The sequence below is a fragment of the Streptomyces sp. NPDC048424 genome (assembly GCF_040651555.1).
GTDB lineage: Bacteria > Actinomycetota > Actinomycetes > Streptomycetales > Streptomycetaceae > Streptomyces.
This window is the reverse complement of the sequence record NZ_JBEZKE010000001.1, coordinates 96,252-118,902: the sequence shown is the minus strand read 5'-3', so window position 1 is coordinate 118,902 and position 22,651 is coordinate 96,252. Positions and strand designations below refer to the sequence as shown.

18 protein-coding genes and 1 pseudogene are annotated in these 22,651 nt (G+C 73.1%); 9 read left to right on the top strand and 10 right to left on the bottom strand.

The window, feature by feature from the left end; genetic code table 11:
• Positions 1-23: 23 nt before the first annotated feature.
• The 6 genes from AB0D29_RS00545 (at position 24) to AB0D29_RS00520 (ending at position 7,820) form a co-directional block, all read left to right on the top strand.
• A complete protein-coding gene (locus AB0D29_RS00545) occupies positions 24-2,783 on the top strand; it encodes an FtsX-like permease family protein (protein WP_362851787.1) in 2,760 nt (919 codons plus the stop codon).
• Positions 2,784-2,864: 81 nt separating this feature from the next.
• Entirely contained in the window at positions 2,865-3,404 is a 540-nt protein-coding gene (locus tag AB0D29_RS00540; RefSeq protein WP_319731183.1) for a bacterial proteasome activator family protein, read from the top strand.
• Positions 3,405-3,545: 141 nt separating this feature from the next.
• Positions 3,546-4,436, top strand: coding sequence for an NTP transferase domain-containing protein (locus AB0D29_RS00535; protein WP_362851328.1), 891 nt, complete (start codon positions 3,546-3,548; stop codon positions 4,434-4,436).
• The gene (locus AB0D29_RS00530) at positions 4,433-5,728 is read left to right on the top strand and encodes a molybdopterin molybdotransferase MoeA (protein WP_362851326.1); all 1,296 of its coding nucleotides are present in this window, start codon (positions 4,433-4,435) and stop codon (positions 5,726-5,728) included. The genes AB0D29_RS00535 and AB0D29_RS00530 overlap by 4 nt, the downstream gene beginning before the upstream one ends.
• Entirely contained in the window at positions 5,716-6,816 is a 1,101-nt protein-coding gene (locus AB0D29_RS00525; protein WP_362851325.1) for a potassium channel family protein, read from the top strand. Before AB0D29_RS00530 ends, AB0D29_RS00525 begins: the two co-directional genes overlap by 13 nt.
• A 26-nt stretch (positions 6,817-6,842) precedes the next feature.
• Positions 6,843-7,820, top strand: coding sequence for an NAD(P)H-quinone oxidoreductase (locus AB0D29_RS00520; protein WP_362851324.1), 978 nt, complete (start codon positions 6,843-6,845; stop codon positions 7,818-7,820).
• 122 nt (positions 7,821-7,942) lie between these two features.
• Here the strand turns inward: AB0D29_RS00520 and AB0D29_RS00515 are convergent, their stop codons facing one another.
• From AB0D29_RS00515 to pdhA, 3 genes are read right to left on the bottom strand one after another with little or no spacing between them, the layout of a single operon-like run.
• Positions 7,943-9,262: a dihydrolipoamide acetyltransferase family protein gene (locus AB0D29_RS00515; RefSeq protein WP_362851322.1), complete on the bottom strand. Its 1,320-nt coding sequence runs from the start codon at positions 9,260-9,262 to the stop codon at positions 7,943-7,945.
• Complete coding sequence (locus AB0D29_RS00510) at positions 9,262-10,230, bottom strand: alpha-ketoacid dehydrogenase subunit beta (protein WP_362851786.1); 969 nt, start codon at positions 10,228-10,230, stop codon at positions 9,262-9,264. The genes AB0D29_RS00515 and AB0D29_RS00510 overlap by 1 nt, the downstream gene beginning before the upstream one ends.
• 50 nt (positions 10,231-10,280) lie before the next feature.
• Positions 10,281-11,417, bottom strand: a complete 1,137-nt coding sequence (gene pdhA, locus AB0D29_RS00505; protein ID WP_362851320.1) for a pyruvate dehydrogenase (acetyl-transferring) E1 component subunit alpha — start codon at positions 11,415-11,417, stop codon at positions 10,281-10,283.
• A 179-nt stretch (positions 11,418-11,596) separates the two neighbouring features.
• Here pdhA and AB0D29_RS00500 point away from each other — a divergent pair, with 179 nt between their 5' ends.
• A complete protein-coding gene (locus AB0D29_RS00500; protein WP_362851318.1) occupies positions 11,597-12,196 on the top strand; it encodes an Lrp/AsnC family transcriptional regulator in 600 nt (199 codons plus the stop codon).
• 111 nt (positions 12,197-12,307) lie between these two features.
• Here the strand turns inward: AB0D29_RS00500 and AB0D29_RS00495 are convergent, their stop codons facing one another.
• From AB0D29_RS00495 to AB0D29_RS00485, 3 genes are all read right to left on the bottom strand, one after another.
• On the bottom strand, positions 12,308-13,990 hold the full coding sequence (locus AB0D29_RS00495) for a hypothetical protein (protein WP_362851316.1): 1,683 nt from the start codon (positions 13,988-13,990) through the stop codon (positions 12,308-12,310).
• Between the two features lie 124 nt (positions 13,991-14,114).
• On the bottom strand, positions 14,115-14,702 hold the full coding sequence (locus tag AB0D29_RS00490) for a TetR/AcrR family transcriptional regulator (protein WP_362851314.1): 588 nt from the start codon (positions 14,700-14,702) through the stop codon (positions 14,115-14,117).
• Positions 14,699-16,210 (bottom strand): 3-hydroxyacyl-CoA dehydrogenase, encoded by a 1,512-nt coding sequence (locus AB0D29_RS00485; protein ID WP_362851312.1) that lies wholly within the window; start codon positions 16,208-16,210, stop codon positions 14,699-14,701. The genes AB0D29_RS00490 and AB0D29_RS00485 overlap by 4 nt, the downstream gene beginning before the upstream one ends.
• Before the next feature lie 124 nt (positions 16,211-16,334).
• On the opposite strand from AB0D29_RS00485, the gene paaN reads away from it, so the two are divergent.
• A complete protein-coding gene (paaN, locus tag AB0D29_RS00480) occupies positions 16,335-18,017 on the top strand; it encodes a phenylacetic acid degradation protein PaaN (protein WP_362851310.1) in 1,683 nt (560 codons plus the stop codon).
• Between the two features lie 15 nt (positions 18,018-18,032).
• Here the strand turns inward: paaN and AB0D29_RS00475 are convergent, their stop codons facing one another.
• Positions 18,033-18,692, bottom strand: coding sequence for a MerR family transcriptional regulator (locus AB0D29_RS00475; RefSeq protein ID WP_362851308.1), 660 nt, complete (start codon positions 18,690-18,692; stop codon positions 18,033-18,035).
• A gap of 174 nt (positions 18,693-18,866) precedes the next feature.
• On the opposite strand from AB0D29_RS00475, the pseudogene AB0D29_RS00470 reads away from it, so the two are divergent.
• Positions 18,867-19,703, top strand: a pseudogene (locus tag AB0D29_RS00470) (hypothetical protein); the annotation flags it as partial.
• Positions 19,704-19,715: 12 nt separating this feature from the next.
• Here AB0D29_RS00470 and AB0D29_RS00465 read toward each other — a convergent pair.
• The 3 genes from AB0D29_RS00465 to AB0D29_RS00455 form a co-directional block, all read right to left on the bottom strand.
• A complete protein-coding gene (locus tag AB0D29_RS00465) occupies positions 19,716-20,495 on the bottom strand; it encodes a TrmH family RNA methyltransferase (RefSeq protein WP_362851306.1) in 780 nt (259 codons plus the stop codon).
• Positions 20,496-20,772: 277 nt separating this feature from the next.
• Positions 20,773-21,951, bottom strand: coding sequence for an HTTM domain-containing protein (locus tag AB0D29_RS00460; RefSeq protein ID WP_362851304.1), 1,179 nt, complete (start codon positions 21,949-21,951; stop codon positions 20,773-20,775).
• A complete protein-coding gene (locus AB0D29_RS00455; protein ID WP_362851302.1) occupies positions 21,936-22,598 on the bottom strand; it encodes a DUF5819 family protein in 663 nt (220 codons plus the stop codon). The genes AB0D29_RS00460 and AB0D29_RS00455 overlap by 16 nt, the downstream gene beginning before the upstream one ends.
• Between the last annotated feature and the right edge of the window lie 53 nt (positions 22,599-22,651).

The window sequence follows — 22,651 nt, the reverse complement described above, 5'->3', positions numbered from 1 at the left end:
GCCGCAGCTGTCTGGTCCTCGCGATGATCGCCCTGCCGATCGTCGGTGTGAGCGCCGCCGACCTCACCCTGCGCAGCGCCGAGCTCTCCCCCGAGCAGACCCTCTCGCGCCGGATCGGGGCCGCCGACGCCCGGGTGAGCTACTCGAACATGGGCGTGGCCGTCTACCAGCTGCCCGACGGCTCCGGCTCCACGCCCGTCGGCGGTTTCGAAAAGCTCGACGGCTCGTCGGTGCCGTCGAAGAGCCCGTCGGAGCTGGACACGTCCGTGCTCCCGGCCGGGACCCAGGTCGTCAAGGACTCCGTGGGCTTCGGCAAGGTCCGCACCAAGCACGGTCTGCTCGACACCGATCTGCGCGAACTCGACACGCAGAGCCCGCTGGTGAACGGCCTGTTCACGCTCGACCGCGGCCGGCTGCCCGAGCGCTCCGGCGAGATCGTCGCCACCACCGCCTTCCTGAAGCAGTCCGGCCTCTTCGTCGGCTCCACGGTCACCCCGCGCGGCGCGACCACCTCGTACAAGATCGTCGGGGCGTACGAGCGTCCCAGCCAGCTCGCCAAGCCCGAGATCCTCGCCCCGCCGGGAACCCTGATCGCCCCGCTCGACCGGGCGCTGGAGGCCGCCGGAGGCTTCGGGCTCCGGCCCAACGTCACCTACCTGGTCAAGGTCGGCGGCGAAGGTTTCACGTGGAACATGGTCAAGGCGGCCAACACCAAGTCCCTGGTGGTCGTCTCCCGCGCCGTCCTCCTGAACCCGCCCGCCGATGCCGACGTCCCGCTCTTCCAGCAGGAACCCAAGGAGCAGCACCAGCTGGACGCGGGCGGCGCCTCCGACATGGCCGTCGTGGCCACCGTCGTGGGCCTCGCCATGCTGGAGATCTGCCTGCTCGCCGGACCGGCCTTCGCGGTCGGCGCCCGGCGCTCGCGCCGCCAGCTCGGCCTGGTCGGCGCCAACGGCGGCGACCGGCGTCACATCCGCTCCATCGTGCTCTCCGGCGGCTTGGTCATCGGCGCCGTGTCCGCCGTCATCGGCACCGTCGTCGGCGTGGTGCTCACCATCGCGCTGCGCCCCGTCCTGGAGGACCAGCTCGGCGTCCGCTTCGGCGGCCTCGACTTCCGCCCGCTGGAACTCGCCGGCATCGCCCTGCTCGCCGTGGTGACCGGCCTGCTGTCCGCGATCGTCCCCGCCGTCTCCGCGTCCCGGCAGACCGTGCTGGCCTCGCTGACCGGCCGCCGCGGAGTGCGCCGCGCCAACCGGGTGCTGCCGGTCCTCGGCCTGCTCGCCGTCGCCGCGGGCGCAATGATCGCGCTGTACGGCACCGCGTCGAGGATGGGCGCCACCGTCGTCGCGGGCGGCAGCGCCCTCGCCGAGCTCGGCATCGTCGCCCTCACCCCGGTCCTGGTCGGCCTGTTCGGGCGGCTCGGGCGCTGGCTGCCGCTGTCGCCGCGGCTCGCGCTGCGCGACGCCGTGCGCAACCGGGGGCGTACGGCTCCCGCCGTGGCCGCGGTCCTGGCCGCCGTCGCCGGCACCGTCGCGGTGTCCACGTACGAACACAGTCGGGACCTGCAGATGCGGCACGAGTACGTCGCCGACCTGCCGCACGGCACCGGGCTGCTGGAAGCCAGGGAGCACAGCGCCCACAAGGAGGTGCCGGCCCTGCGCGTGGCCCTCTCCAAGGAGCTCCCGGTGGCGGTCCGCGCGGACTTCGACCGGCTGGTCGTCGGCATGCCGAGCTGCGAGTCGTTCTCCCGGGAACCCGGCTGCGGCCGCGTCGAGATCATCAAGCCCAAGGAGCAGCGCTGCCCGCTCTTCGACACCCCCGGAGGAACGTCCGCCTTCACCGAGGAGCAGGCCCGGACGCTGCGCCAGGACTGGCGCTGCGCGGAGAGCCGGCGCGGCACCCAGAACGCGGTGGTCGTCGCCGACGAGAAGCTGCTGAGCGTGCTGGCGGTCACCGACCCGGGCTCCGTGGCCGCCCTCAAGGAGGGCCGCGCCGTCTCCTTCGACAAGCGCCAGGTCAAGGACGGCAGGATCAACCTGCGGGTGGTCATGGCCAAGGAGGGCGGCAGCGCCGCCCCCGCGTTCGGTGAGGATCCGGCCGGTGAGGACAAGTTCCTTCCCGTCCACCTGGCACCCGAGACCGCCGAAGGCTGGGGCATCCAGCTGATCCTGCCGCCCGCCGCGGCCAAGGCCGCCGGCCTGGCCACCGCGGCGTCCGGTTCGTACTTCACCCTCGAAGGGACGGCGAGCAGCGAGCAGCGGCAGAAGATCGCCGGGGAGATCGACCGCATGGGCGTGGAGGCCGACATGCGCATCGAAGCGGGCTACCAGGGCAACGACAACCTGGGGCTGCTCGCCCTGACCGTCTTCGCCGGCCTGGTCACCATCGGCGCGGCCGGCATCGCCACCGGGCTCGCCCAGGCCGACGCCGAGGCCGATCTGAAGACCCTGGCGGCCGTGGGCGCGGCGCCGCGCGTACGGCGGACGCTGAGCGGCTTCCAGTGCGGGGTGGTCGCCCTGATGGGCGTCGTCCTGGGCTCGGCGGCCGGGATCCTGCCCGCCGTCGGGCTGCGCATGGTGCAGCGGCGGGAACTGGACGCGCTCTACCAGTACCAGCTCGGCAAGGGCTACGTGTCGGCGCAGGAGGCCCTGCCCTACGTGCCGATCTCCGTACCGTGGGAGACCCTCGCCCAGCTGATCGTCGTGGTCCCGCTCGGCGCGGCCCTGCTGGCGGCGCTGGTCACCCGCTCCAGCGGCGCCCTGGCCCGGCGGACCGCGCAGTAATCCCGGGCCCCCGTACAGGGTGGATCACGACTGTACGGGGGCACACCGTGTGAGAACGAAGGTGTGCGAGAGAATGACGGCATGGAGATGCCGAGGAGTGAACGGTCGCAGGACAGTCCCCCGCACGTCCTGATCGTGGGACAGGACGGGACGGCCGTCGGCGACGCCGATGACGAGTCGCGCGAGGTCCCGGTGACGGAGATGGTCGAACAGCCCGCCAAGGTCATGCGCATCGGCAGCATGATCAAGCAACTCCTGGAAGAGGTACGCGCCGCGCCTCTCGACGAGGCGAGCCGGGTCCGGCTCAAGGACATCCACGCCGCCTCGGTGAAGGAGCTGGAGGACGGTCTGGCCCCGGAACTCGTGGAGGAACTGGAGCGCCTGTCCCTCCCGTTCACCGAGGAGGCCATTCCCTCCGAGGCCGAACTGCGCATCGCGCAGGCACAGTTGGTGGGCTGGCTGGAAGGCCTCTTCCACGGCATCCAGACGGCCCTGTTCGCGCAGCAGATGGCGGCGCGGGCCCAGCTGGAACAGATGCGGCGCGCCCTCCCGCCGGGCGGCCCCCACGACGACGACGATGACGGCGGCCACGGCGCGATCCGCTCGGGCCCGTACCTCTAGCCTCCGACGGTCCGCAGACAAAGCGGGTCCGGCCCACGCCCCCGGCGTGGGCCGGACCCGCTTCGACGTTTCCCCGGGCCGGATAAGCCCCGGGTAAGTCCGGCTCCGCGCCGGGGACATGGTCCGCGCATACTCATGGGCATGAGCTACGACGCGATCGTGCTGGCCGGCGGCGCCGCGCGGCGCCTCGGCGGGGCGGACAAGCCCGCGCTGAGCGTCGGCGGCCGCGCCCTCCTCGACCGCGTCCTCGACGCCTGCCCCGACGCCCGGACCACCGTCGTGGTCGGCGGCCGCCGACCCACCGCGCGCCCGGTCCGCTGGACCCGGGAGGACCCGCCCGGCGGCGGCCCCGTGGCCGCACTGGACGCCGGGCTGCGCGGGACCACCGCCGAGCTGGTCCTCGTACTCTCCGCGGACCTGCCGTTCCTGGACCGGGGGACCGTACGGGCCCTGCTCGACGCGCCCGGCCCGGACGGGGCGATGCTGCGCGACCCCGACGGCCGGGACCAGCCGCTGGTCGCCGCCTACCGCGCCGAGCCCCTGCGCCGCGAGATCGCCCTGCTGGCCACCGAACACGGCACGCTCACCGGACTCCCGCTGCGCGCGCTCACCTCCGAACTGGACCTCACCCGCGTCACGGCGCAGCCACTCGCCTCGTTCGACTGCGACACCTGGGACGATCTCGCCGCCGCCCGGGCCCGCATCAGGGAGCATGGAACCGTGCTGGACCAATGGATGACCGCCGCCAAGAACGAGCTGGGCATCGACCTCGACGTCGACGTCAAGACCCTGCTCGACCTCGCCCGGGACGCCGCCCACGGCGTCGCCCGCCCCGCCGCCCCGCTGACCACCTTCCTGGTCGGTTACGCGGCCGCCCAAGCCGCCGCCACCGGCGCCGATCCCGCCCAGGCCGTCGCCGAAGCCTCCCGCAAGGCCGCCGACCTGGCGCTGCGCTGGGCGGCCGAGGCCGAGGCCGGCGCGGGGCCCGACGCAGCGGGCGGCGCCGCCGCCGAACAGAACGGCTCCGGATGACCCCCGCGAACTCCGCCGAACGGGCCCTCGACGAGGCCCTGGCCCTGGTCAGCCGCGCCCCCGAGGGCGGCGGGTCGGGTGACCACCGGGCCGCCTCCTGGCCGCGCGCCCGGGAGGCCGCCGTCCACGCCGGGGCCGGGGTGCGGGCCCGCACGCACCGGGTTCCCCTCGCCGACGCCCTCGGCGAGGTCCTGGCCGCGCCCCTGGAGGCGCTGACCGATCTGCCGTCCTTCGACACCTCCGCCATGGACGGCTGGGCCGTCGCCGGTCCCGGCCCCTGGAGCGTCCGGGCCGGCGCCGGGGTCCTGGCCGGTTCCGACCGGCCCGCGCCCCTCTCGGACGGCGAGGCCGTACGGATCGCCACGGGCGCCCGGATCCCCGTCGACACCACCGCCGTCATCCGCACCGAGCACTGCCGCGAGGCGGGCACCCAGCTCTTCGCCGACCGGCCCGTCCTCACCGGCCAGGACATCCGCCCGCGCGGCCAGGAGTGCCGCTCCGGGGACCTGCTGCTGCCCGCCGGTTCCCTGGTCACCCCGGCCGTGCTCGGGCTCGCCGCGGCCGCCGGGTACGACGAGCTGGCCACCCGGCCCCGGCCCCGCGTGGAGATCCTGGTCCTCGGCGACGAGCTGCTCACCGAGGGCCGCCCGTACGACGGACTGATCCGCGACGCCCTCAGCCCCATGCTCGGCCCCTGGCTCGCCCGGCTGGGCGCCGAGGTCATCGGCACCCGAAGGCTCGGCGACGATCCGGCGGGGGCCGCGGCCCTGCTGGAGGCCGTCACCGGGTCCACCGCCGATGTGCTGGTGACCACCGGCGGCACCGCCTCCGGGCCCGTCGACCACGTCCACCCCGTCCTGCGCGAGGCGGGCGCCGAGCTGCTGGTCGACGGGGTGGCGGTACGCCCGGGGCACCCGATGCTGCTGGCCCGCATCGGCGACCGCGCGGACGGGCGGCACCTGGTCGGGCTGCCCGGGAACCCCCTGGCCGCCGTCTCCGGGCTGCTGACCCTCGCCGAGCCCCTGCTGCGCGCCCTCGCCGGCCGCCGGGGCCGCCCCCGCTACTCGGCGCCGGTCCAGGGCGACGTACCCGGCCACCCGTACGACACGCGGCTGGTCCCGGTGCTGCTGAGCGACGAGCACGCGGTGCCGCTGCGCTACCACGGACCGGCGATGCTGCGCGGCGTGGCGGCCGCCGACGCGCTGGCCGTCGTACCGCCCAAGGGCGCGCGCTCCGGACAGGATCTGGAGATCCTCGATCTGCCGTGGGCTTCCGGAGGATGTTTCACGTGAAACTTCACGGTCAGGACGCCATGGCCCGCGAAGCCGACGAGAGGCTCGTCTCCCGGCGCATCAAACTGCCCAAGCGGATCGTCGAACAACCGCTCAGGCAGGTCACCAAGCGCCTGCTGATGGCCCTCTTCGTGCTCTTCCTGACGGTCCTCATCGTGTGGCTGGACCGCGACGGCTACCACGACAACGCCAACGAGCAGGTCGACTTCCTCGACTGCTTCTACTACGCGACCGTGACGCTGTCGACGACCGGCTACGGCGACATCGTCCCGTACAGCGACAGCGCACGGCTGGTGAACATCCTGCTGATCACGCCGCTGCGGGTGCTGTTCCTGATCATCCTGGTCGGCACCACCCTGGAAGTCCTGACGGAACGGACGCGGGAAGAGTGGCGGCTGAAGCGCTGGAGGAAGAACTTGCGTGACCACACGGTTGTCGTCGGCTTCGGCACCAAGGGCCGCTCGGCCCTCCAGACGCTGCTGGCCACCGGCCTCAGCAAGGAGCAGGTCGTCATCGTCGACCCGAGCGCCAAGGTGATCGACATGGCCAACGCGGAGGGGCTCACCGGGGTCGTCGGCGACGCCACCCGCTCCGAGGTGCTGCTGCGCGCCGAGCTGCCGAAGGCCCGTCAGATCGTCATCGCCACCCAGCGGGACGACACGGCGGTCCTGGTCACTCTGACGGCGCGGCAGCTCAACCGCGGGGCGAAGATCGTCGCGGCGGTGCGCGAGGAGGAGAACGCCCCGCTGCTGCGCCAGTCCGGCGCCGACGCCGTCATCACGAGCGCGAGCGCGGCCGGCCGGCTGCTGGGCCTCTCGGTGCTCAGTCCGAGCGCGGGCACCGTGATGGAGGACCTGATCCACCAGGGCAGCGGCCTCGACCTGATCGAACGCCCCGTCCGCAAGTCCGAGGTGGGCAAGTCGGTGCGGGACACCGACGACCTCGTGGTGAACGTGCTGCGCGGACACCGGCTGCTCGCCTACGACGATCCGCACGCGAGCCCGATCCAGCTGACGGACCGTCTCATCACCATCGTCCGGGCGGCTCCGTCCGGCACGCGCCCCGCGACCCTGGGCTCTGCCGAGTAGGGGCGAGTTCGCGTAGCCTCCGGGCCATGCATGCGATCACCATCGAGCAGCCCGGCGGCCCCGAGGCCCTCGTCTGGACCGACGTACCCGATCCGGTGGCGGGCGACGGCGAGGTCCTCGTCGAGGTCGCGGCGAGCGCCGTGAACCGCGCCGACCTCCTCCAGCGCCAGGGGTTCTACGACCCGCCGCCCGGCTCCTCGCCCTATCCGGGACTGGAGTGCTCCGGGCGGATCGCCTCGATCGGGCCGGGGGTGTCCGGCTGGTCTGTGGGCGACGAGGTGTGCGCCCTGCTGGCGGGCGGCGGGTACGCGCAGCGGGTGGCCGTTCCGGCGGGCCAACTGCTGCCGGTCCCGGCGGGCGTGGACCTGGTGACGGCGGCCGCGCTGCCCGAGGCCGTCACGACGGTGTGGTCCAACGTGTTCATGGTGGCCGGACTGCGGCCCGGCGAGACCCTGCTCGTGCACGGCGGGTCCAGCGGGATCGGGACGATGGCGATCCAGCTGGCGAAGGCGGTGGGCGCCACGGTCGCGGTGACGGCGGGCGGCCCGGAGAAGCTGGCGCGCTGCAAGGAGCTGGGCGCGGACATCCTGATCGACTACCGCGAGCAGGACTTCGTGGCGGAGCTGAAGGCGGCGACGGGCGGGGCCGGCGCGGACGTGATCCTGGACATCATCGGCGCGAAGTACCTCTCCCGGAACGTGGACGCCCTGGCCGTGAACGGCCGGCTCGCGGTGATCGGGCTCCAGGGCGGCGTGAAGGCCGAGCTGAACCTCGGCGCGCTGCTCGCCAAGCGTGCGGCGATCACCGCCACCACGCTGCGGGCCCGCCCGCTGGAGGAGAAGGCGGCCATCGTCGCGGCCGTACGGGAGCACGTGTGGCCGCTGGTGTCCACGGGCCGGATCCGCCCCGTGGTCCACGCGTCCTTCCCGATCGCGGACGCCGCCGAGGCCCACCGGGTCATGGAGTCGAGCAGCCACGTGGGCAAACTGCTGCTCACGGTCTGAGCCCGGCGGCCACCAGCCCCTCGTTGCCGGGGCTGCGCCCCGGGCCCTGCACCTCAAACGCCGGCGGGGCTGAATTCGCCCCGTCGGCGATCGAGGGATACGGGCGCGGAGCGGCCGCGGAGCTACAGACTGCGCAGCAGGACCGCCGGGGATTCCACGCAGTCGGCGACGTAGCGCAGGAAGCCGCCCGCCGTGCCGCCGTCGCAGACCCGGTGGTCGAACGTCAGCGACAGCTGGACGACCTGGCGGACCGCCAGCTCGCCCTGGTGCACCCACGGCTTCGGGATGATCCGGCCCACCCCGAGCATCGCCGCCTCCGGGTGGTTGATGATCGGCGTGGAGCCGTCGACCCCGAACACCCCGTAGTTGTTCAGGGTGAAGGTGCCGCCCGTCAGGTCGGCCGGCGCCAGCTTCCCCGTCCGCGCCAGCTCCGTCAGGCGGGCGAACTCCGCCGACAGGGACTCCGGGTTCCGGTCCTGCGCGTCCCGGACCACCGGGACCATCAGGCCCCGCTCGGTCTGCGCGGCGAAGCTCAGGTGCACGGCCGGGAGCCGGACGATCTCCTTCGCCTCGAGGTCCACCGTGGAGTTGAGCTCCGGGTAGCGGGCCAGCGCCGCCGTGCAGATCCGGGCCAGCAGCGCCAGCACCGAGATCTTGGGGCCGCCCACCGCGTTCATCGCGGCGCGGGCCGCCATCAGCTCGGTGGCGTCCGCGTCGACCCAGCAGGTGGCGTCCGGGATCTCCCGCCGGCTGCGCGACAGCTTCTCGGCGACCGCGCCCCGCACGCCCTTGAGCGGGATCCGCTCGCCCTGCGCGGCCGGGGCCGACACCGGCTTCGACGCCGGCTCCGGTGCCCGCAGCGCCGCCAGCGCCGCCTCGACGTCCGCCCGCAGGATCAGCCCCTCCGGGCCCGACCCATGCAGGGCACGCAGGTCGACGCCGTTGTCCTTGGCCAGCTTGCGCACCAGCGGAGAGATGACGGGCACCGGCCCGGCGGGAGCCGCCGGAGCCGCCGGAACCACGGCGGCGGGCGCCGGGGCCGCCACGGGCGCCGACACCGCGGCGGTGACGGGTCGCACCCGTCGCCGACGCGCCGGGCGCGAGTGGTCCGAGCCGTAACCGATCAGGGGCCGGGGCGCGGTGCCGGAGCCCTCGGCTTCGGCCGCCGGAGCCGCCGGGGCCTCGGGGAGCGAGGCCGCACCCACCGCGACGGTGATCAGCGGAGCCCCGACCGGCAGTTCCTGCCCCTCCTCGCCGAAGCGGGCGGTGACCACTCCGCCGTACGGGCAGGGCACCTCCACCATGGCCTTGGCCGTCTCGACCTCGACGACCGGCTGGTCGATGGCGACGACATCGCCGACCGCCACCAGCCAGCGCACGATCTCCGCCTCGGTGAGGCCCTCACCGAGGTCCGGCAGCTTGAATTCCATGACCTGCGGCATCAGTTCTCCCACTGCAGGCGTGCCACGGTGTCCAGGATCCGGTCCACACCCGGCAGGTGGTGCTTCTCCAGCATCGGCGGCGGGTACGGGATGTCGAAGCCCGTCACCCGCAGCACCGGTGCCTCCAGGTGGTGGAAGCAGCGCTCCGTGACGCGAGCGGCGATCTCCGCGCCCGGTCCGCCGAAGCCGTTCGCCTCGTGGACGACCACCGCGCGCCCGGTGCGGCGTACGGACTGCACGACCGTCTCCTCGTCGAAGGGGACGAGCGAGCGCAGGTCCACGACCTCCAGGTCCCAGCCCTCCTCGCGCGCCGCCTCGGCCGCCTCCAGGCAGACCGGCAGCGAAGGCCCGTAGGTGATCAGCGTCGCGCTCGTGCCCGCCCGCCGGACCAGGGCCTTGCCGATGCCCGGCACGGCCGCCGGCGCCTCGGGCGACCAATCGGCCTTCGACCAGTAGAGCCGCTTCGGCTCCAGGAAGACCACCGGGTCGTCGCTGGCGATCGACGCGCGCAGCAGCCCGTACGCGTCCTCCACGGTCGCCGGGGTCACCACGTGCAGGCCGGGCGTCGCCACGTAGTACGCCTCGGAGGAGTCGCAGTGGTGCTCCACGCCGCCGATCCCGCCGCCGTACGGCACCCGGATGGTGATGGGCAGCGGCATCGCGCCGCGCGTGCGGTTGCGCATCTTCGCCACGTGCGAGATCAGCTGCTCGAACGCCGGGTAGGCGAAGGCGTCGAACTGCATCTCCACCACCGGCCGCAGCCCGTACATGGCCATGCCGACCGCCGCGCCCAGGATGCCGGCCTCCGCGAGCGGGGTGTCCGTGCACCGGTCCTCGCCGAACTCCTTCGCGAGCCCGTCCGTGATCCGGAAGACCCCGCCGAGCGTGCCGACGTCCTCGCCCATGACGTGGACCGTCGGGTCCTCGGCCATGGCGTCGCGCATGGCCCGGGTCAGGGCCTGCGCCATCGTCGAGGGCTTGGCCCCCGGCTTCGCGGACTTCGCCGCCGCCACCGTCGTCACGCCTGGTCCTCTGCTTCCAGCTCTGCACGGAGCATGGCCGCCTGCTCGCGCAGCCGGTCGGTCTGCTCCGCGTACACGTGCGCGAACAGGTCCATCGGGTCCACCACCGGGTCCGCGTTCATCCCCTCGCGGAGCGCCGCGGCCATCACCTCGGCCTCGTCGCGCGCCGCCTGGACGGCCGCTTCGTCGATGATCCCGCGCGCGGTCAGCTCGCGCTCCAGGAGCACGATCGGGTCGTGCGCCTTCCAGGCCTCGACCTCGGCGTCACCGCGGTAGCGGGTCGCGTCGTCGGCGTTGGTGTGCGCCTCCATCCGGTACGTGACCGCCTCGATCAGCGTCGGACCGCCGCCGGCCCGGGCCCGCCGGACCGCCTCGGACAGCACCTCGTGCATCGCCGCGATGTCGTTGCCGTCGACCAGTCGGCCGGGCATCCCGTACCCCACGGCCTTGTGGGCCAGTGTCGGGGCGGCGGTCTGCTTGGCGAGCGGGACGGAGATCGCGAAGCCGTTGTTCTGCACGAGGAAGACCACGGGGGCCTGCCAGACGGCGGCGAAGTTCAGCGCCTCGTGGAAGTCGCCCTCGCTGGTGCCGCCGTCGCCGACCATGGCGAGGGCGACGACGTCGTCGCCGCGCAGCCGGGCCGCGTGCGCCAGACCCACCGCGTGCGGCAGCTGGGTGGCGAGCGGGGTGGACAGCGGGGCTATGCGGTGCTCACGCGGGTCGTATCCGGTGTGCCAGTCGCCGCGCAGGAGGGTCAGCGCCTGTACGGGGTCCAGTCCGCGCGCCACGGCCGCCAGGGTGTCGCGGTAGCTCGGGAAGAGCCAGTCCTGGTCCTCCAGGACCATGGCGGCCGCGATCTCGCAGGCCTCCTGGCCGACGGTGGAGGGGTAGACGGCGAGCCTGCCCTGCTTGGTCAGTGCCGTGGCCTGGGCGTTGTAGCGGCGGCCGCGCACCAGCTCGGCGTAGCAGCGCCGCATCAGCGCGGGGTCCAGCCGGTCGGCCGCCTCGGTGCCCAGGACCCGGTAGGGCTCGGCGTCCGGGAGCAGCGGGGCGGCGTCCGTACGGGGCCTCCAGGCGGGCGGCGGGGTGGGACGGTGGGACGTACCGGCACCGGGCAGCTCTTGGACCGTCATGGCGGCGTACACCTCCTCGTGGGAAGCGGGCAGGGCGACGGCTCGGGTGTGAGGCGCCTCACCTACCGATTGTTCGGTTGTCCGCGCAATTTGGCTACAGGCGACTCCAGGCTGTGGACAAACTGGCGCCGGGGCCCTGGGATGGATGCAGGACGTCCAGGAGAGGGAGGCATCGGGCAATGCCGGATGAACAAATGGCCGGAGCTGGTTCCGCACCGCTTCCACCGGGGAGCGCACCGGGCACACCTGGCGCCCCTTCCGTCCCGCCGGTCACGCCCCGCCCCCTGGACCCGATCGACCGCTCGATCATGCGGCTGCTCCAAGCGGACGGCCGCGCGTCGATACGGTCGGTGGCGGAGCAGGTGCACGTCTCGCGCGCGAACGCCTACGCCCGCATCAACCGGCTCATCGACGACGGGGTGATCCGCGGCTTCACGGCCCGCGTCAACCACGAACGCGCAGGTCAGGGCGCATCCGCCTATATCACCCTGAAGATCGTCCAGAACTCCTGGCGGACGGTCCGCGAGCAGCTGCGCGAGCTTCCGGGGGCCGCCCACATCGCGCTGGTCAGCGGGGACTTCGACGTCCTGCTGCTGGTGCACACGCCGGACAACCGGACGCTGCGCGAGCTGGTCCTGACCCGCCTCCAGGCCATCCCGGAGGTCCTCTCCACGCGCACCCTGCTGGTCTTCGAGGAAACGGATCTCCTGGACGCGGGTCCGGGCGGGCCGGGCGGGCCGGGCCCGGGCGCCGGCGCCCCGGCGATCGCCGAGGAGTAGGCCGTACGCGCGACAGCGCCCCGGGAAGGGCCTGGAGGGCCGTTCCCGGGGCGCTGTGCCCGGCACCCGCGGGTGCCACCGGTGCTACGGGTGCTGCGAGTACTGCGCGTACTACGGCTTGATCACCGGGTTCTCGTAGTAGCCGGAGATGTCGACCACGAGGTCGGTCTTCTCCCAGCCCTGGTTCCAGAAGTCGACGATGCCGTTCTGGCCCCCGCTCGCCTGGACCAGGTTCGGGACGGTCTTGCCCTTCGTCCAGTTCAGGGACGAGGCGCCGGGGCGCGCCGGCGTGACCGCGGTGCCCTTCTCGTACTGCGCCACCGAGTTCGGGTCCGGGGCGACCGAGAGGAAGCCCCCGCCCGCCGTATTGGTGACGGTGGTGTTCAGCACGTACGCGGTGACGGCGCCGTCCTCGGGGAAGAACGGCACGGCCAGGAAGCCGCGGCCGGCGATCGGTCCGTAGGCCCCGCTGATCGCGCCCTCGGGGTCGCGCGTGTCGAGCCAGCGCATCGGCGAGAGCGGCATGAAGGCACCCTTGCCGGCCGGGCTGTAGTGGCCGACGACGTCCACCACGACATCGGCGCCGGCCCAGGCGTTGTTGCGGATGTTGATGGACCCGTCGGCGCCGACCGGCACGATCACCGAGTTGGCGACGGTCTGACCGGCGGTGAAGTTCACGTTGGACGCGAGCGGGATCTTGCCGCCGCCCGGGTAGACGATCAGGTGGCCGGCCTCCTTCGGGCCGGTCACCGTCACGTTGAGCGCCACGGCCTTGACGCCCTGCGGCACCCCGCGCAGTCCGGCGATCTGCGTGCCGAAGCTCGTCTGGCCGGGGACCTGGCCCTTGGTCGTGCCGAGGCCCTCGCGGGTGTCGACGAAGCGGGTCGGGTCCATCGGGGTGTAGCCGTTGGCCGCCTTCGGCATGAAGTAGCCGGTGATGTCGGCGATCAGGTCGACCGACTCCCAGCCGGCGTTGTACAGGTCCACGGAGCCGTCGTTGCCGACCGGTACGACGACCAGGTTCGGAACGGTCTGGCCGGGCTCGAAGTTGATGTTCGAGGCGTTCGGCCGCTGGTTGCCCGTGTCGAAGGCCGTGATGTGCCCGGCGCTGGTGGTGTTGGTGACGGTGACGTTGAGGACCACGGCCCGCACGCCGGCCGGGATCGTGCCGTAGCCGCCGATCTTCACCCGGGCGGAGCCGTACGGGGCGACCTTGGCCTTCGGCGCGCGGAACCCCTCCCGGGTGTCCAGCAGACGCGTGGGCTCGTACGGCGTGAACTCGGAACCCGAGGTCTCGACCGTGACCTCGTTCTCGATGTACACCTTGTTGGCGACGTCGTTCACGCCGACCTTGATCGTGTACTCGCCGACCTCGGCGTAGGTGTGCTCCGGCAACAGCTGGGCGGAGCCGGAGGCGGCGAGCTTTTCCACCTTCCCGTCGCCCCAGGAGACGGTGACCTCGAGTGCGGCATCGGCGCTCGTGACCTCCGCCCACAGCTGGAGGGAGTGCGCGCCGGTGTTGGTGGCGCTCAGGGCCACCTGCAGGTCCGGATTCCCGGTGGCGGCGACGCCCGCTGCCCGGGCGGCGCCGGAGGCGGCCTTCCGGGTGGACTTGTCGGCGCCGCTGGTGAAGGTCCTGAAGTTGGACGCGCCGACCTTCTTCGGGTCGGCGGGCTTGGTGACCTGCCGGACGGCCGGCGCGGACGGATCCGCGGCCTGGGCCGTGCCCGGCAGGACACCGACGACGGCCGCGACGATCGCGGCGGCTGAGACTACGAGACGGCGACTGCGCACCGGTCCCCCCATTTTCAATCGGTGCGATGGTCCTGAATGCGCCGTTTTGAACGCGCTCAAGACTGAAATCCCGCTCAGGTTACAGAAGCGCCCGGCGGTGCGCCGAAGGGGGTGTCCCCGCTGGTCAGCGGGGAGTGCGCAGGCCGTCCAGAGCCATGCTCACCACCGCGTCCGCGAGCTGGTCCTGGCTGGTTCCCGGGTGCGGGCGGTACCACTCGACGAGGGAGTTCACCATGCCGAAGAGCAGCCGGGTGGCCAGCCGGATGTCCACGTCCGCCCGCAGGTCGCCGTCCGCCGCGGCCGCCTTGAGCAGGTCGGCCACCTGGTGGTCGAACTCGCGGCGGCGCTCCAGCGCCCAGCGCTCGGTCCGGGTGTTGCCGCGCACGCGCAGCAGCAGCGTCACGTACGGCAGCTCGGAGACCAGCACCTCGACCGTGCGGCGGGTGACGTACTCGACGCGCTCGACCGCCCGGCCGCGCACCGCCCCCGGCTCCTCCAGGACCGCGAAGAGGCCGTCGAGGGCGCGGCTGACGGCCCGCCGCAGCAGCTCCTCCTTGCCCGTGACGTGGTGGTAGATCGAGGACTTCGAGATGCCCGCGGCCTTGGAGAGGTGCTCCATCGAGGTGCCGTCGTAGCCGCGCTCGTTGAAGACCTGCACGGCGACGGACAGCAGCGTCTCGGGGGTGTACGTGTCCCGCTTGACCGTGGTCATTCGGCCTCCTCCTCGTCACCCGCGGCGTAGCCCAGCTTGAACAGCGCCAGCGAGGGCGCGTACCGGCCGCCGGGACAGCGCTCGTCCAGGTGGTGGAGCAGGTCGTAGGCCCAGTCCCGGCCGAGCCGGTCGTGCCACTCGGCGGGGCCCACCGGGTAGTTGACCCCGAGCCGCATCGCCGTGTCGATGTCCTCGGCCGAGGCCACACCGCGGGCCACGGCGTCCGCCGTGAGGTCGATCAGCATCGCCACGGTCCGGGCGACGATCATGCCGGGGACGTCGCCGATGACCGAGACCTGCTTGCCCAGCTTCTGGAAGAGGCCGATCGCCTCGGCGAGGGTCCGCTCGCTGGTGTCCTCGCTGGCGGAGAGCGCGATCCGGGTGGCGCCGCGGTAGTCGAGCGCGAGGTCGAAGTACACGACGTCCGCGAACTCGACCGAGGTCTTCCCGTCCGCGAGGACCAGCTGGCCCTCGCCGGGCAGCTGGATGTACGGGCCCCCGTGCTCGGTGGCCGTGACCGCGATCCCGGCCTCCTCCAGCAGGTCGGCCAGGTCCGCCGCCGGCCCGAGGTCGCCGACCACGGTGACCTTGGCCGGGGCCTCCTCGGGTCCGGCGGTGTGCGGCTGGGCGGCAGCGGCCTCCGGGCCGTACGGGAACCAGCCGTGGCCCGACTTGCGGCCGAGGCGGCCCGACTGGACCAGCCGGCGCTGCGCGAGGGAGGGGGTGAACTTGGGGCTGCGGAAGAAGGACTCCCACACGGAGCGGGTCACGGCCTCGTTGACGTCCTGGCCGATCAGGTCGGTCAGCTGGAACGGGCCCATCTTGAAGCCGCCGCTCTCGCGGAGCACGGCGTCGATGGTGGCCGGGTCGGCGCCCTGCTCCTCGTACACCGCGAAGGCCTCGGCGTAGAAGGGGCGGGCGATCCGGTTGACGATGAAGCCGGGGGTGTCCGCGCAGCGGACCGGCGTCTTCCCCCAGCCGAGGACGGTGGCGTACGCGCGCTCGGCGGCGGCCGGGTCGGTCGCGAAGCCGCTGACCACCTCGACGAGCGGGAGCAGCGGGGCCGGGTTGAAGAAGTGCAGGCCGAGGAAGCGGCCGGGGTGCGCGAGCCCGGCGGCGAGCTCGGTGACGGAGAGCGAGGAGGTGTTCGTGGCCAGCAGCGCGTCCGGCGCGACCACCTCTTCGAGTGCGGCGAAGAGCGCCTGCTTGACGCTGACGTTCTCGACGACCGCCTCGATGACGAGGGCGGCCCCGGCGAGGTCCGGGAGGGCGCTTGCCGAAGCGATCCGGCCGATCGCGTCCTCGGCCTCGGCCCGGTCCAGGCGGCCCTTGGCGGCCATCCGCTCGACGCGGTCCTGCACGAAGCCCACGCCGTCGGCGGCGAGTGCGGCGTCGATGTCGTAGATCAGCACGCGGTGACCTGCGAGAAGGGCGACCTGGGCGATGCCCTGGCCCATGGTGCCCGCGCCGACGACCGCCACAGTGCGGGACCGCTCGATTGCTGTCATGTCCTGATCCTCCCGCACCGACTTATCCACAGGTCTGCCGGGCCCTCTTGTCCCGACCGATCGTTCGGTTACTCTAACTCCAGTCTGCTCTCCTTCGCCCGGCTCAACGAGGAGTTGGTCCCTGATGGCCGCCGAGCTCACCGTCCCCCAGTTGTCCGCCAAGCACCGGCCCACCCTGGACCAGGCCCTGTCGGCGATCCGCAGCCGCGCCTACTGGTCCCCGCATCCCGAGCACCCCAAGGCGTACGGCGAGACCGCGCCGGCCGACGGGCTCGCCGCCTTCGAGGCCCTGCGCGGCACGCGGCTGGACCTGGGCCAGCCCGGCACCGACGGCTGGACGGGCTCCGAGGTGTCCCCGTACGGCCCGGAGCTCGGCGTCGAGTACCCGCACGCCGACCCGGACGTGCTGCTGCCCGCGATGAAGGCCGGCATGGGTGCCTGGCGCGACGCGGGCCCCGAGGCGCGCGCCCTGGTCTGCATCGAGATCCTGGCCCGCATCTCCGCCCGGACCCACGAGTTCGCGCACGCGGTCATGCACACCAGCGGCCAGGCGTTCATGATGGCGTTCCAGGCCGGCGGCCCGCACGCGCAGGACCGCGGCCTGGAGGCCGTGGCCTACGCCTACGAGGAGCAGACCCGGGTCCCGGGGCAGGCCGACTGGTCGAAGCCCCAGGGCAAGAAGGACCCGCTGAACCTCGGCAAGAGCTTCACCGCGGTCCCGCGCGGCATCGCCCTCATGATCGGCTGCAACACCTTCCCGACGTGGAACGGCTACCCGGGCCTGTTCGCCTCCCTCGCCACCGGCAACGCGGTGCTGGTCAAGCCGCACCCGCGGGCCGTGCTGCCGCTCGCGCTGACCGTCCAGGTGGCGCGCGAGGTCCTCGCGGAGGCGGGCTTCGACCCGAACCTGGTGGCGCTCGCGGTCGAGCGCCCGGGCGAGGGCATCGCCAAGACCCTCGCGGTCCGTCCCGAGATCAAGCTGATCGACTACACCGGGTCCACGGAGTTCGGTGACTGGCTGGAGGCCAACGCCCGCCAGGCGCAGGTCTACACGGAGAAGGCCGGCGTCAACACCGTCGTCCTGGACTCCACCGACAACTACAAGGGCATGCTGTCCAACCTGGCCTTCTCGCTGTCCCTGTACAGCGGCCAGATGTGCACCACCCCGCAGAACCTGCTGATCCCGCGCGACGGCATCGCGACCGACGCCGGCCACAAGACCTACGACGAGGTCGTCGCCGACCTCGCCGCCTCGGTCGGCGGCCTGCTGGGCGACGACGCCCGGGCCAACGCGCTGCTCGGCGCGCTGGTCAACCCGGACGTCAAGGCCCGTCTGGAGGCGGCGGCCGGACTGGGCGAGGTCGCGCTGGCCTCCCGGGAGGTCGTGAATCCGGAGTTCCCGGACGCCGTGGTCCGCACCCCCGTCCTGGTCAAGCTGGACGCGGCCAAGCCGGACCCGGACGCGCCCTACCTCTCGGAGTGCTTCGGCCCGGTCGCCTTCGCCGTGGCCGTGGACACCACCGCCGACGCCCTCGACCTGCTGCGCCGCACGGTGCGGGAGAAGGGCGCCATGACGGTGGGCGCGTACACGACGTCCGCGGACACCGAGCGGGCGATCGAGGAGGTCTGCCTGGAGGAGTCCGCGCAGCTCTCGCTGAACCTGACCGGCGGGGTGTACGTCAACCAGACCGCCGCGTTCTCGGACTTCCACGGCTCGGGCGGCAACCCGGCGGCCAACGCCGCGCTGTGCGACGGCGCCTTCGTCGCGAACCGCTTCCGGGTGGTGGAGGTCCGCCGCCAGGCGTAGGACCGCTCCCCCTGATCAGGCCTGGGACGCCTCCTGCCCGAAGATGCGGGCGGAGGCGTCCACCTGGGCCATCCTGCGCAGGGCGGCGAAGACCGCGTCGCCCAGCACCGTGCCGACGACGACCGCCTCCACCAGGTCCTCACGGGCCACCTGGCGGGCGGTGTAGTCCAGGTCCGCGCGGCCCACCCGCTCGGCCGCCTCCGCGTAGTCGTCGAGCACGTCCGCGAAGCCGCCGTGCCCCACCCGCGCGAGCGAGGCGAGCGCGGACACCAGCGCCTCCGCCGCCTTGTTGCCGGGCTCGACGCACCAGCCGCGCGCCTCGATCAGCCGCGCCACCCGCTCCCGGGCCAGTACGGTCTCCGCGTCCGGCGCAGCGCCGTCGCCGCGGCCGTCACCGTAGTCGGGCACCAGCCGCTGGGCGGCCGCGCCCAGCACCTTGTGGACCGGCCGCTCCTTGTCGTCGATGGCCGCCAGCACCTCGCCGATGGCCGCCACCGACAGGCCGCCGACCTCCAGCAGCGCGCGGACCAGCCGCAGCCGGCGCTCGTGCCCGTCCCCGTAGCTGGCCTGGTTGGGGCTGGTCAGCTCACCCGGCGGGAGCAGACCCTCCCGGACGTAGTACTTGATCGTCGGCACCGGTACCCCGGTCCGCCGGCTCAGCTCTCCGATGCGCACGTGCGTTCACCTTTTTTTGGCTTGCCCTGTCCACCTCCATCATAGATAGTGGGGCTATCAGATAGCAGCGAGTGTCGCTATCCATTCATGACGGGGGTATGAATGATGAAGACGCAGTCCTTATGGCCCACCTGGCGCGACCGGCACCGCCCGCTGGTGGTGTTCGCCCTGGTCATGGTCGTGTGGGCGCTCGGCTCCGCCGTCGGGCTCGTGGTCGACGACCGGGTGCTCACCGGGGCGCCGATCTGGGCCAAGCCCTTCAAGTTCTCGGTCTCGTTCGTCGCCTACTGCCTCAGCCTGGCCTGGATGATCTCGCTGCTGGACGAGGCCAGGCCGCGGCTGCGCCGCGCCGTCTGGTGGGCCGCGACGGTCGTGGTCGCCGCGAGCGCCATGGAAATGGTGCTGATCACCCTGCAGGTCCTGCGCGGGGTGCGCAGCCACTTCAACGCCGCGACGCCCTTCGACACCCAGGTCTACTCGCTCATGGCCAACACCGTGGTCGTGCTGTGGCTCGGCACGCTCGTCGTCGCCGCCCTGCTCTGGCGCGCCGGGATCGCCGACCGGGCGACCGCGTGGTCGATCCGGATCTCCACGGTCCTCGCGCTGACCGGTGCCGGACTCGCCGTCCTGATGACCACGCCCACCGCCGAGCAGCAGCGCCTCGACGCCGCCGGCGGCGAAGTCCTGGAGCAGGGCGGGCACAGCGTGGGCGTGCCCGACGGCGGCCCCGGAATGCTCCTCACCGGCTGGTCCACCACCGGTGGCGACCTGCGCATCCCGCACTTCTTCGGCATGCACGCCCTGCAGCTGATCCCGCTGCTCGTGCTCGTCCTGACCGCCCTCGCCGCGCGCTTGCCGCGGCTGCGCGACGGGCGGGTGCGGGTCCGGCTGGTCCTCTTGTCCGGCGCGGTGTACGCGGCGGTGCTGGCCCTGCTGACCTGGCAGGCACTGCGCGGCGAGCCGCTGGTCCACCCGGGTACGGCCACGCTCGGCGCGGCGGCGCTGATCCTGGCCGGGGGCGGGCTAGGCGTCCTCGCCGCCCTGTTCGTGGGCCGGCGGGCCGCCCCAGTGGAAGAGGGCCATGGCCACGCTGGTGGCGAGGTTGTAGCTGGAGACCTGCGGGCGCATGGGCAGGGAGACGAGGTGGTCCGCCCGGTCCCGGAGCTCCGGTGAGATCCCGCGGCGCTCCGAGCCGAAGGCGAGCAGGGCGTCGTCCGGGAGGGTGAGGGTGCGGATGTCCACGCCCTCGGGGTCGAGCGCGTAGAGCGGCCCGGGCGGCAGCTCGTCCAGCGCGAGGCGCTCGACGGTGGTGGCGTAGTGCAGACCGGCCCCGGCCCGGACCACGTTCGGGTGCCAGGGGTCGAGGTCGCCGCGGGTCACCACGCCCGTGGCGCCGAAGCCGGCGGCGAGGCGGACGACGGCGCCGACGTTGCCGAGGTTGCGGGGGTTGTCGAGGACCACGACGGGCGCGGACCTGGGCACCCGCCCGAGCCCGGCGAGAGCGGCCGCGCGGTCGGGGCGTACGGCGAGGGCCGCGACGCCGGTGGGGTGCACGCGGGGGAGCAGCTCCTTGAGGCCGGCCCGGCGCACGAGCCGGGCCACGTCGGCCTCCACGTCGGGAGCCAGCTCGGCGGCGAGCGCGCGGACCTCGGCGGGGTCGTCGGCGAGGGCCATGCGCACGTCGGCGCCGAAGCGGAGGGCGTGCTTCAGGGCGTGGAACCCGTCGAGCAGGACAAGATCCCCCCGCCCGGCGGCCTCCCGCCACTCCCGCACCGTCTCGTCCGCACCCGCCTGCTCACTCATGCCCCGACCCTACGGTCCACAGCGACCCCGCCCACCCAGCGGGCCGCCCGTTCCCGAACTGGGGCTCCGCCCCAGACCCCGCGCCTCAAACGCCGGCGGGGCTGAAAGATCCGGCCTCGCCGCACAATCCAGCCCCTCCGGCGTTTGAGGAGCGGGGTTCGGGCCGGAGCCCCGGTCTTTTCAGCCTCGCCGGCGTTTGAGGCGCTGGGGGTACCCCCAGCGGTAGCTGGGGGAGGGTCCGGGGGCCGGCCTCCGGCAGCGGCGCGGCGGCGCAGGGTCAGCGCTGTACCGGCTCGGGTTCGCGCGGCGCGGGGAGCGGCTCGGCGGCGGCGGGCGCCGCGCGGCCGGGTCGCACGGCGGCGGCGCGGGCACCCAGCCAGACCAGGAAGCCCGTCGGCAGGAACACCGCATCGGCGGCGATCATCGCCAACGAGAAGAACGGCAGCCCCAGCAGCACCGCGATCCCCACGTGCTCCAGCATCATCACCGCCAGCAGCACGTTCTTGATCCGCCGGTTGAACAGGGTGAACGGAAACGCCACCTGCACCGCCACCGTCCCGTACGACAGCAGCATCACCAGCGTCCCGCTGCCCGCCACCAGCGCCGACAGCCCCGGCCACGGGGTGAAGTAGTCCAGCCCCAGGGGGTAGTACAGCGCCGTACCGTCCTGCCACCGCGAGCCCTGGATCTTGTACCAGCCGGCCGTCGCGTAGATCAGGCAGACCTCCGCCATGATCACCAGCAGGCCCGCGTTGTGCAGCAGGTTGGCCAGGACGTCCAGGACCGCCCGCCCCTCGCCCTGCGGCTCGTAGCGGTCCACCAGCCACCACAGCCCGCAGACCACCCACACCGCCGCGAAGGCCGCCAGCCAGCCGTAGCCGAACCGCCCTGTCGCCGTCCCGTACGCGAAGACCGCCCCGAGCACGCCCCACAGCACCGGCCCGGCGGCTCCCGCGCAGGCCGACCCCCGCAGCCGGGCCCGCCTCGCGTCCAGCGACCACACCTGCGCGCACCGGGTCAGCACCAGGTAGATCGCCATCAGGTGGATGACGTTGTCCCCGCCGTCGCCCATGAACACGCTGCGGTTCTGCAGCGACAGCACCCCGACCATGAACACCACGGACGTCGCCCGCGTGCGCCAGCCCAGCAGCAGCCCCAGGCTCGCCAGCACCGAGACGGCGTAGACGATCTCGAACCACAGCGTCGAGTCGGACCACATCAGCACCGTGAAGGCACCGTTGGATTCGGTCAGCCGCTGCGCGAGGCGCCAGCTCCACGGCCCGTCCGGCCCGTACAGCTCCGCGCGGTTCGGGAACTCGCACAGCAGGAAGAACAGCCAGGTCCCGGCGAAGCCGATGCGCACCACGGCGCTCTGGTAGGGGCCGAGGGCCTGTCCGGTGACCTTCGCGGCCGCCCGCCCGAGCGCCGCGCGGGCCCGCCTCACACCGTCCACCACGACAGCTCCCGGTAGTAGGTCTGGGTGTCGGTGGTCTCGGTGCTCCACTCCGGCGCGGGCACCGAGGTCGTCGCCGAGCGCAGCTGGATCCGCAGGAGGTGCCCGCCCGGGTGCTGCGGGGAGAGCCGGTTCACGGCGATCCGCCGCAGGTACTCCTCGGACAGCTCGCCGCGCTCACCGGTGGGCTTGTTGTCCTCGTCGTGGGAGCCGGTGAAGAAGTCCCAGGCCCGGCGCAGCTCGTTCTGCCGGGTGTGGCTCGGCAGCAGGCTGTGCCGGATGGCTGCGGCGTCCTCGGCGCTCAGGTCGCGCCAGTCGGTGGTGATCAGCTCGCCGCCGGCGGTGCGCACCTCGGCGCGCGCCTCCACGGCGATGTTCTGCTGGAGCGGGTTGGGGGCGAAGAGCTTCCAGTTCTGTTCGAACTCGGGATAGATCCAGCTGTCGATCGTCCGCGCGTGCTGCTTGCTGACCGTGTTGGACGGGGCCACGTGCAGGAAGACGAGCGCGAGGTGCGTGCAGGCCGCCACGGCGACAGCCCCCAGGGCCAGGGCCGTCACGACCCGGTACGGGGTGGACAGACCGGCTATTCCGGGCGCCCGGGGCGGTGGCGGAGCGGCCCCTTCGGCGAGCTCGTGCCCGTTCGAATCCATCCCGCCCCGATCGTCCGGCGTCCACAGGGTTGACCACAGAGGTTGACACCCTA

Bases quoted from the DNA above. Each gene is read 5' to 3' on its own strand.
- pdhA (WP_362851320.1), bottom strand. From the start codon at position 11,417: ATGACGGTCCAAGAGCTGCCCGGTGCCGGTACGTCCCACCGTCCCACC.
- AB0D29_RS00465 (WP_362851306.1), bottom strand. From the start codon at position 20,495: ATGAGTGAGCAGGCGGGTGCGGACGAGACGGTGCGGGAGTGGCGGGAG.
- AB0D29_RS00540 (WP_319731183.1), top strand. From the start codon at position 2,865: ATGGAGATGCCGAGGAGTGAACGGTCGCAGGACAGTCCCCCGCACGTC.
- AB0D29_RS00535 (WP_362851328.1), top strand. From the start codon at position 3,546: ATGAGCTACGACGCGATCGTGCTGGCCGGCGGCGCCGCGCGGCGCCTC.
- AB0D29_RS00510 (WP_362851786.1), bottom strand. From the start codon at position 10,230: ATGGCGCAGGCCCTGACCCGGGCCATGCGCGACGCCATGGCCGAGGAC.
- AB0D29_RS00545 (WP_362851787.1), top strand. From the start codon at position 24: ATGATCGCCCTGCCGATCGTCGGTGTGAGCGCCGCCGACCTCACCCTG.
- AB0D29_RS00515 (WP_362851322.1), bottom strand. From the start codon at position 9,262: ATGCCGCAGGTCATGGAATTCAAGCTGCCGGACCTCGGTGAGGGCCTC.
- AB0D29_RS00485 (WP_362851312.1), bottom strand. From the start codon at position 16,210: ATGACAGCAATCGAGCGGTCCCGCACTGTGGCGGTCGTCGGCGCGGGC.
- AB0D29_RS00455 (WP_362851302.1), bottom strand. From the start codon at position 22,598: ATGGATTCGAACGGGCACGAGCTCGCCGAAGGGGCCGCTCCGCCACCG.
- AB0D29_RS00525 (WP_362851325.1), top strand. From the start codon at position 5,716: ATGTTTCACGTGAAACTTCACGGTCAGGACGCCATGGCCCGCGAAGCC.
- AB0D29_RS00530 (WP_362851326.1), top strand. From the start codon at position 4,433: ATGACCCCCGCGAACTCCGCCGAACGGGCCCTCGACGAGGCCCTGGCC.
- AB0D29_RS00500 (WP_362851318.1), top strand. From the start codon at position 11,597: ATGCCGGATGAACAAATGGCCGGAGCTGGTTCCGCACCGCTTCCACCG.
- AB0D29_RS00490 (WP_362851314.1), bottom strand. From the start codon at position 14,702: ATGACCACGGTCAAGCGGGACACGTACACCCCCGAGACGCTGCTGTCC.
- AB0D29_RS00520 (WP_362851324.1), top strand. From the start codon at position 6,843: ATGCATGCGATCACCATCGAGCAGCCCGGCGGCCCCGAGGCCCTCGTC.
- paaN (WP_362851310.1), top strand. From the start codon at position 16,335: ATGGCCGCCGAGCTCACCGTCCCCCAGTTGTCCGCCAAGCACCGGCCC.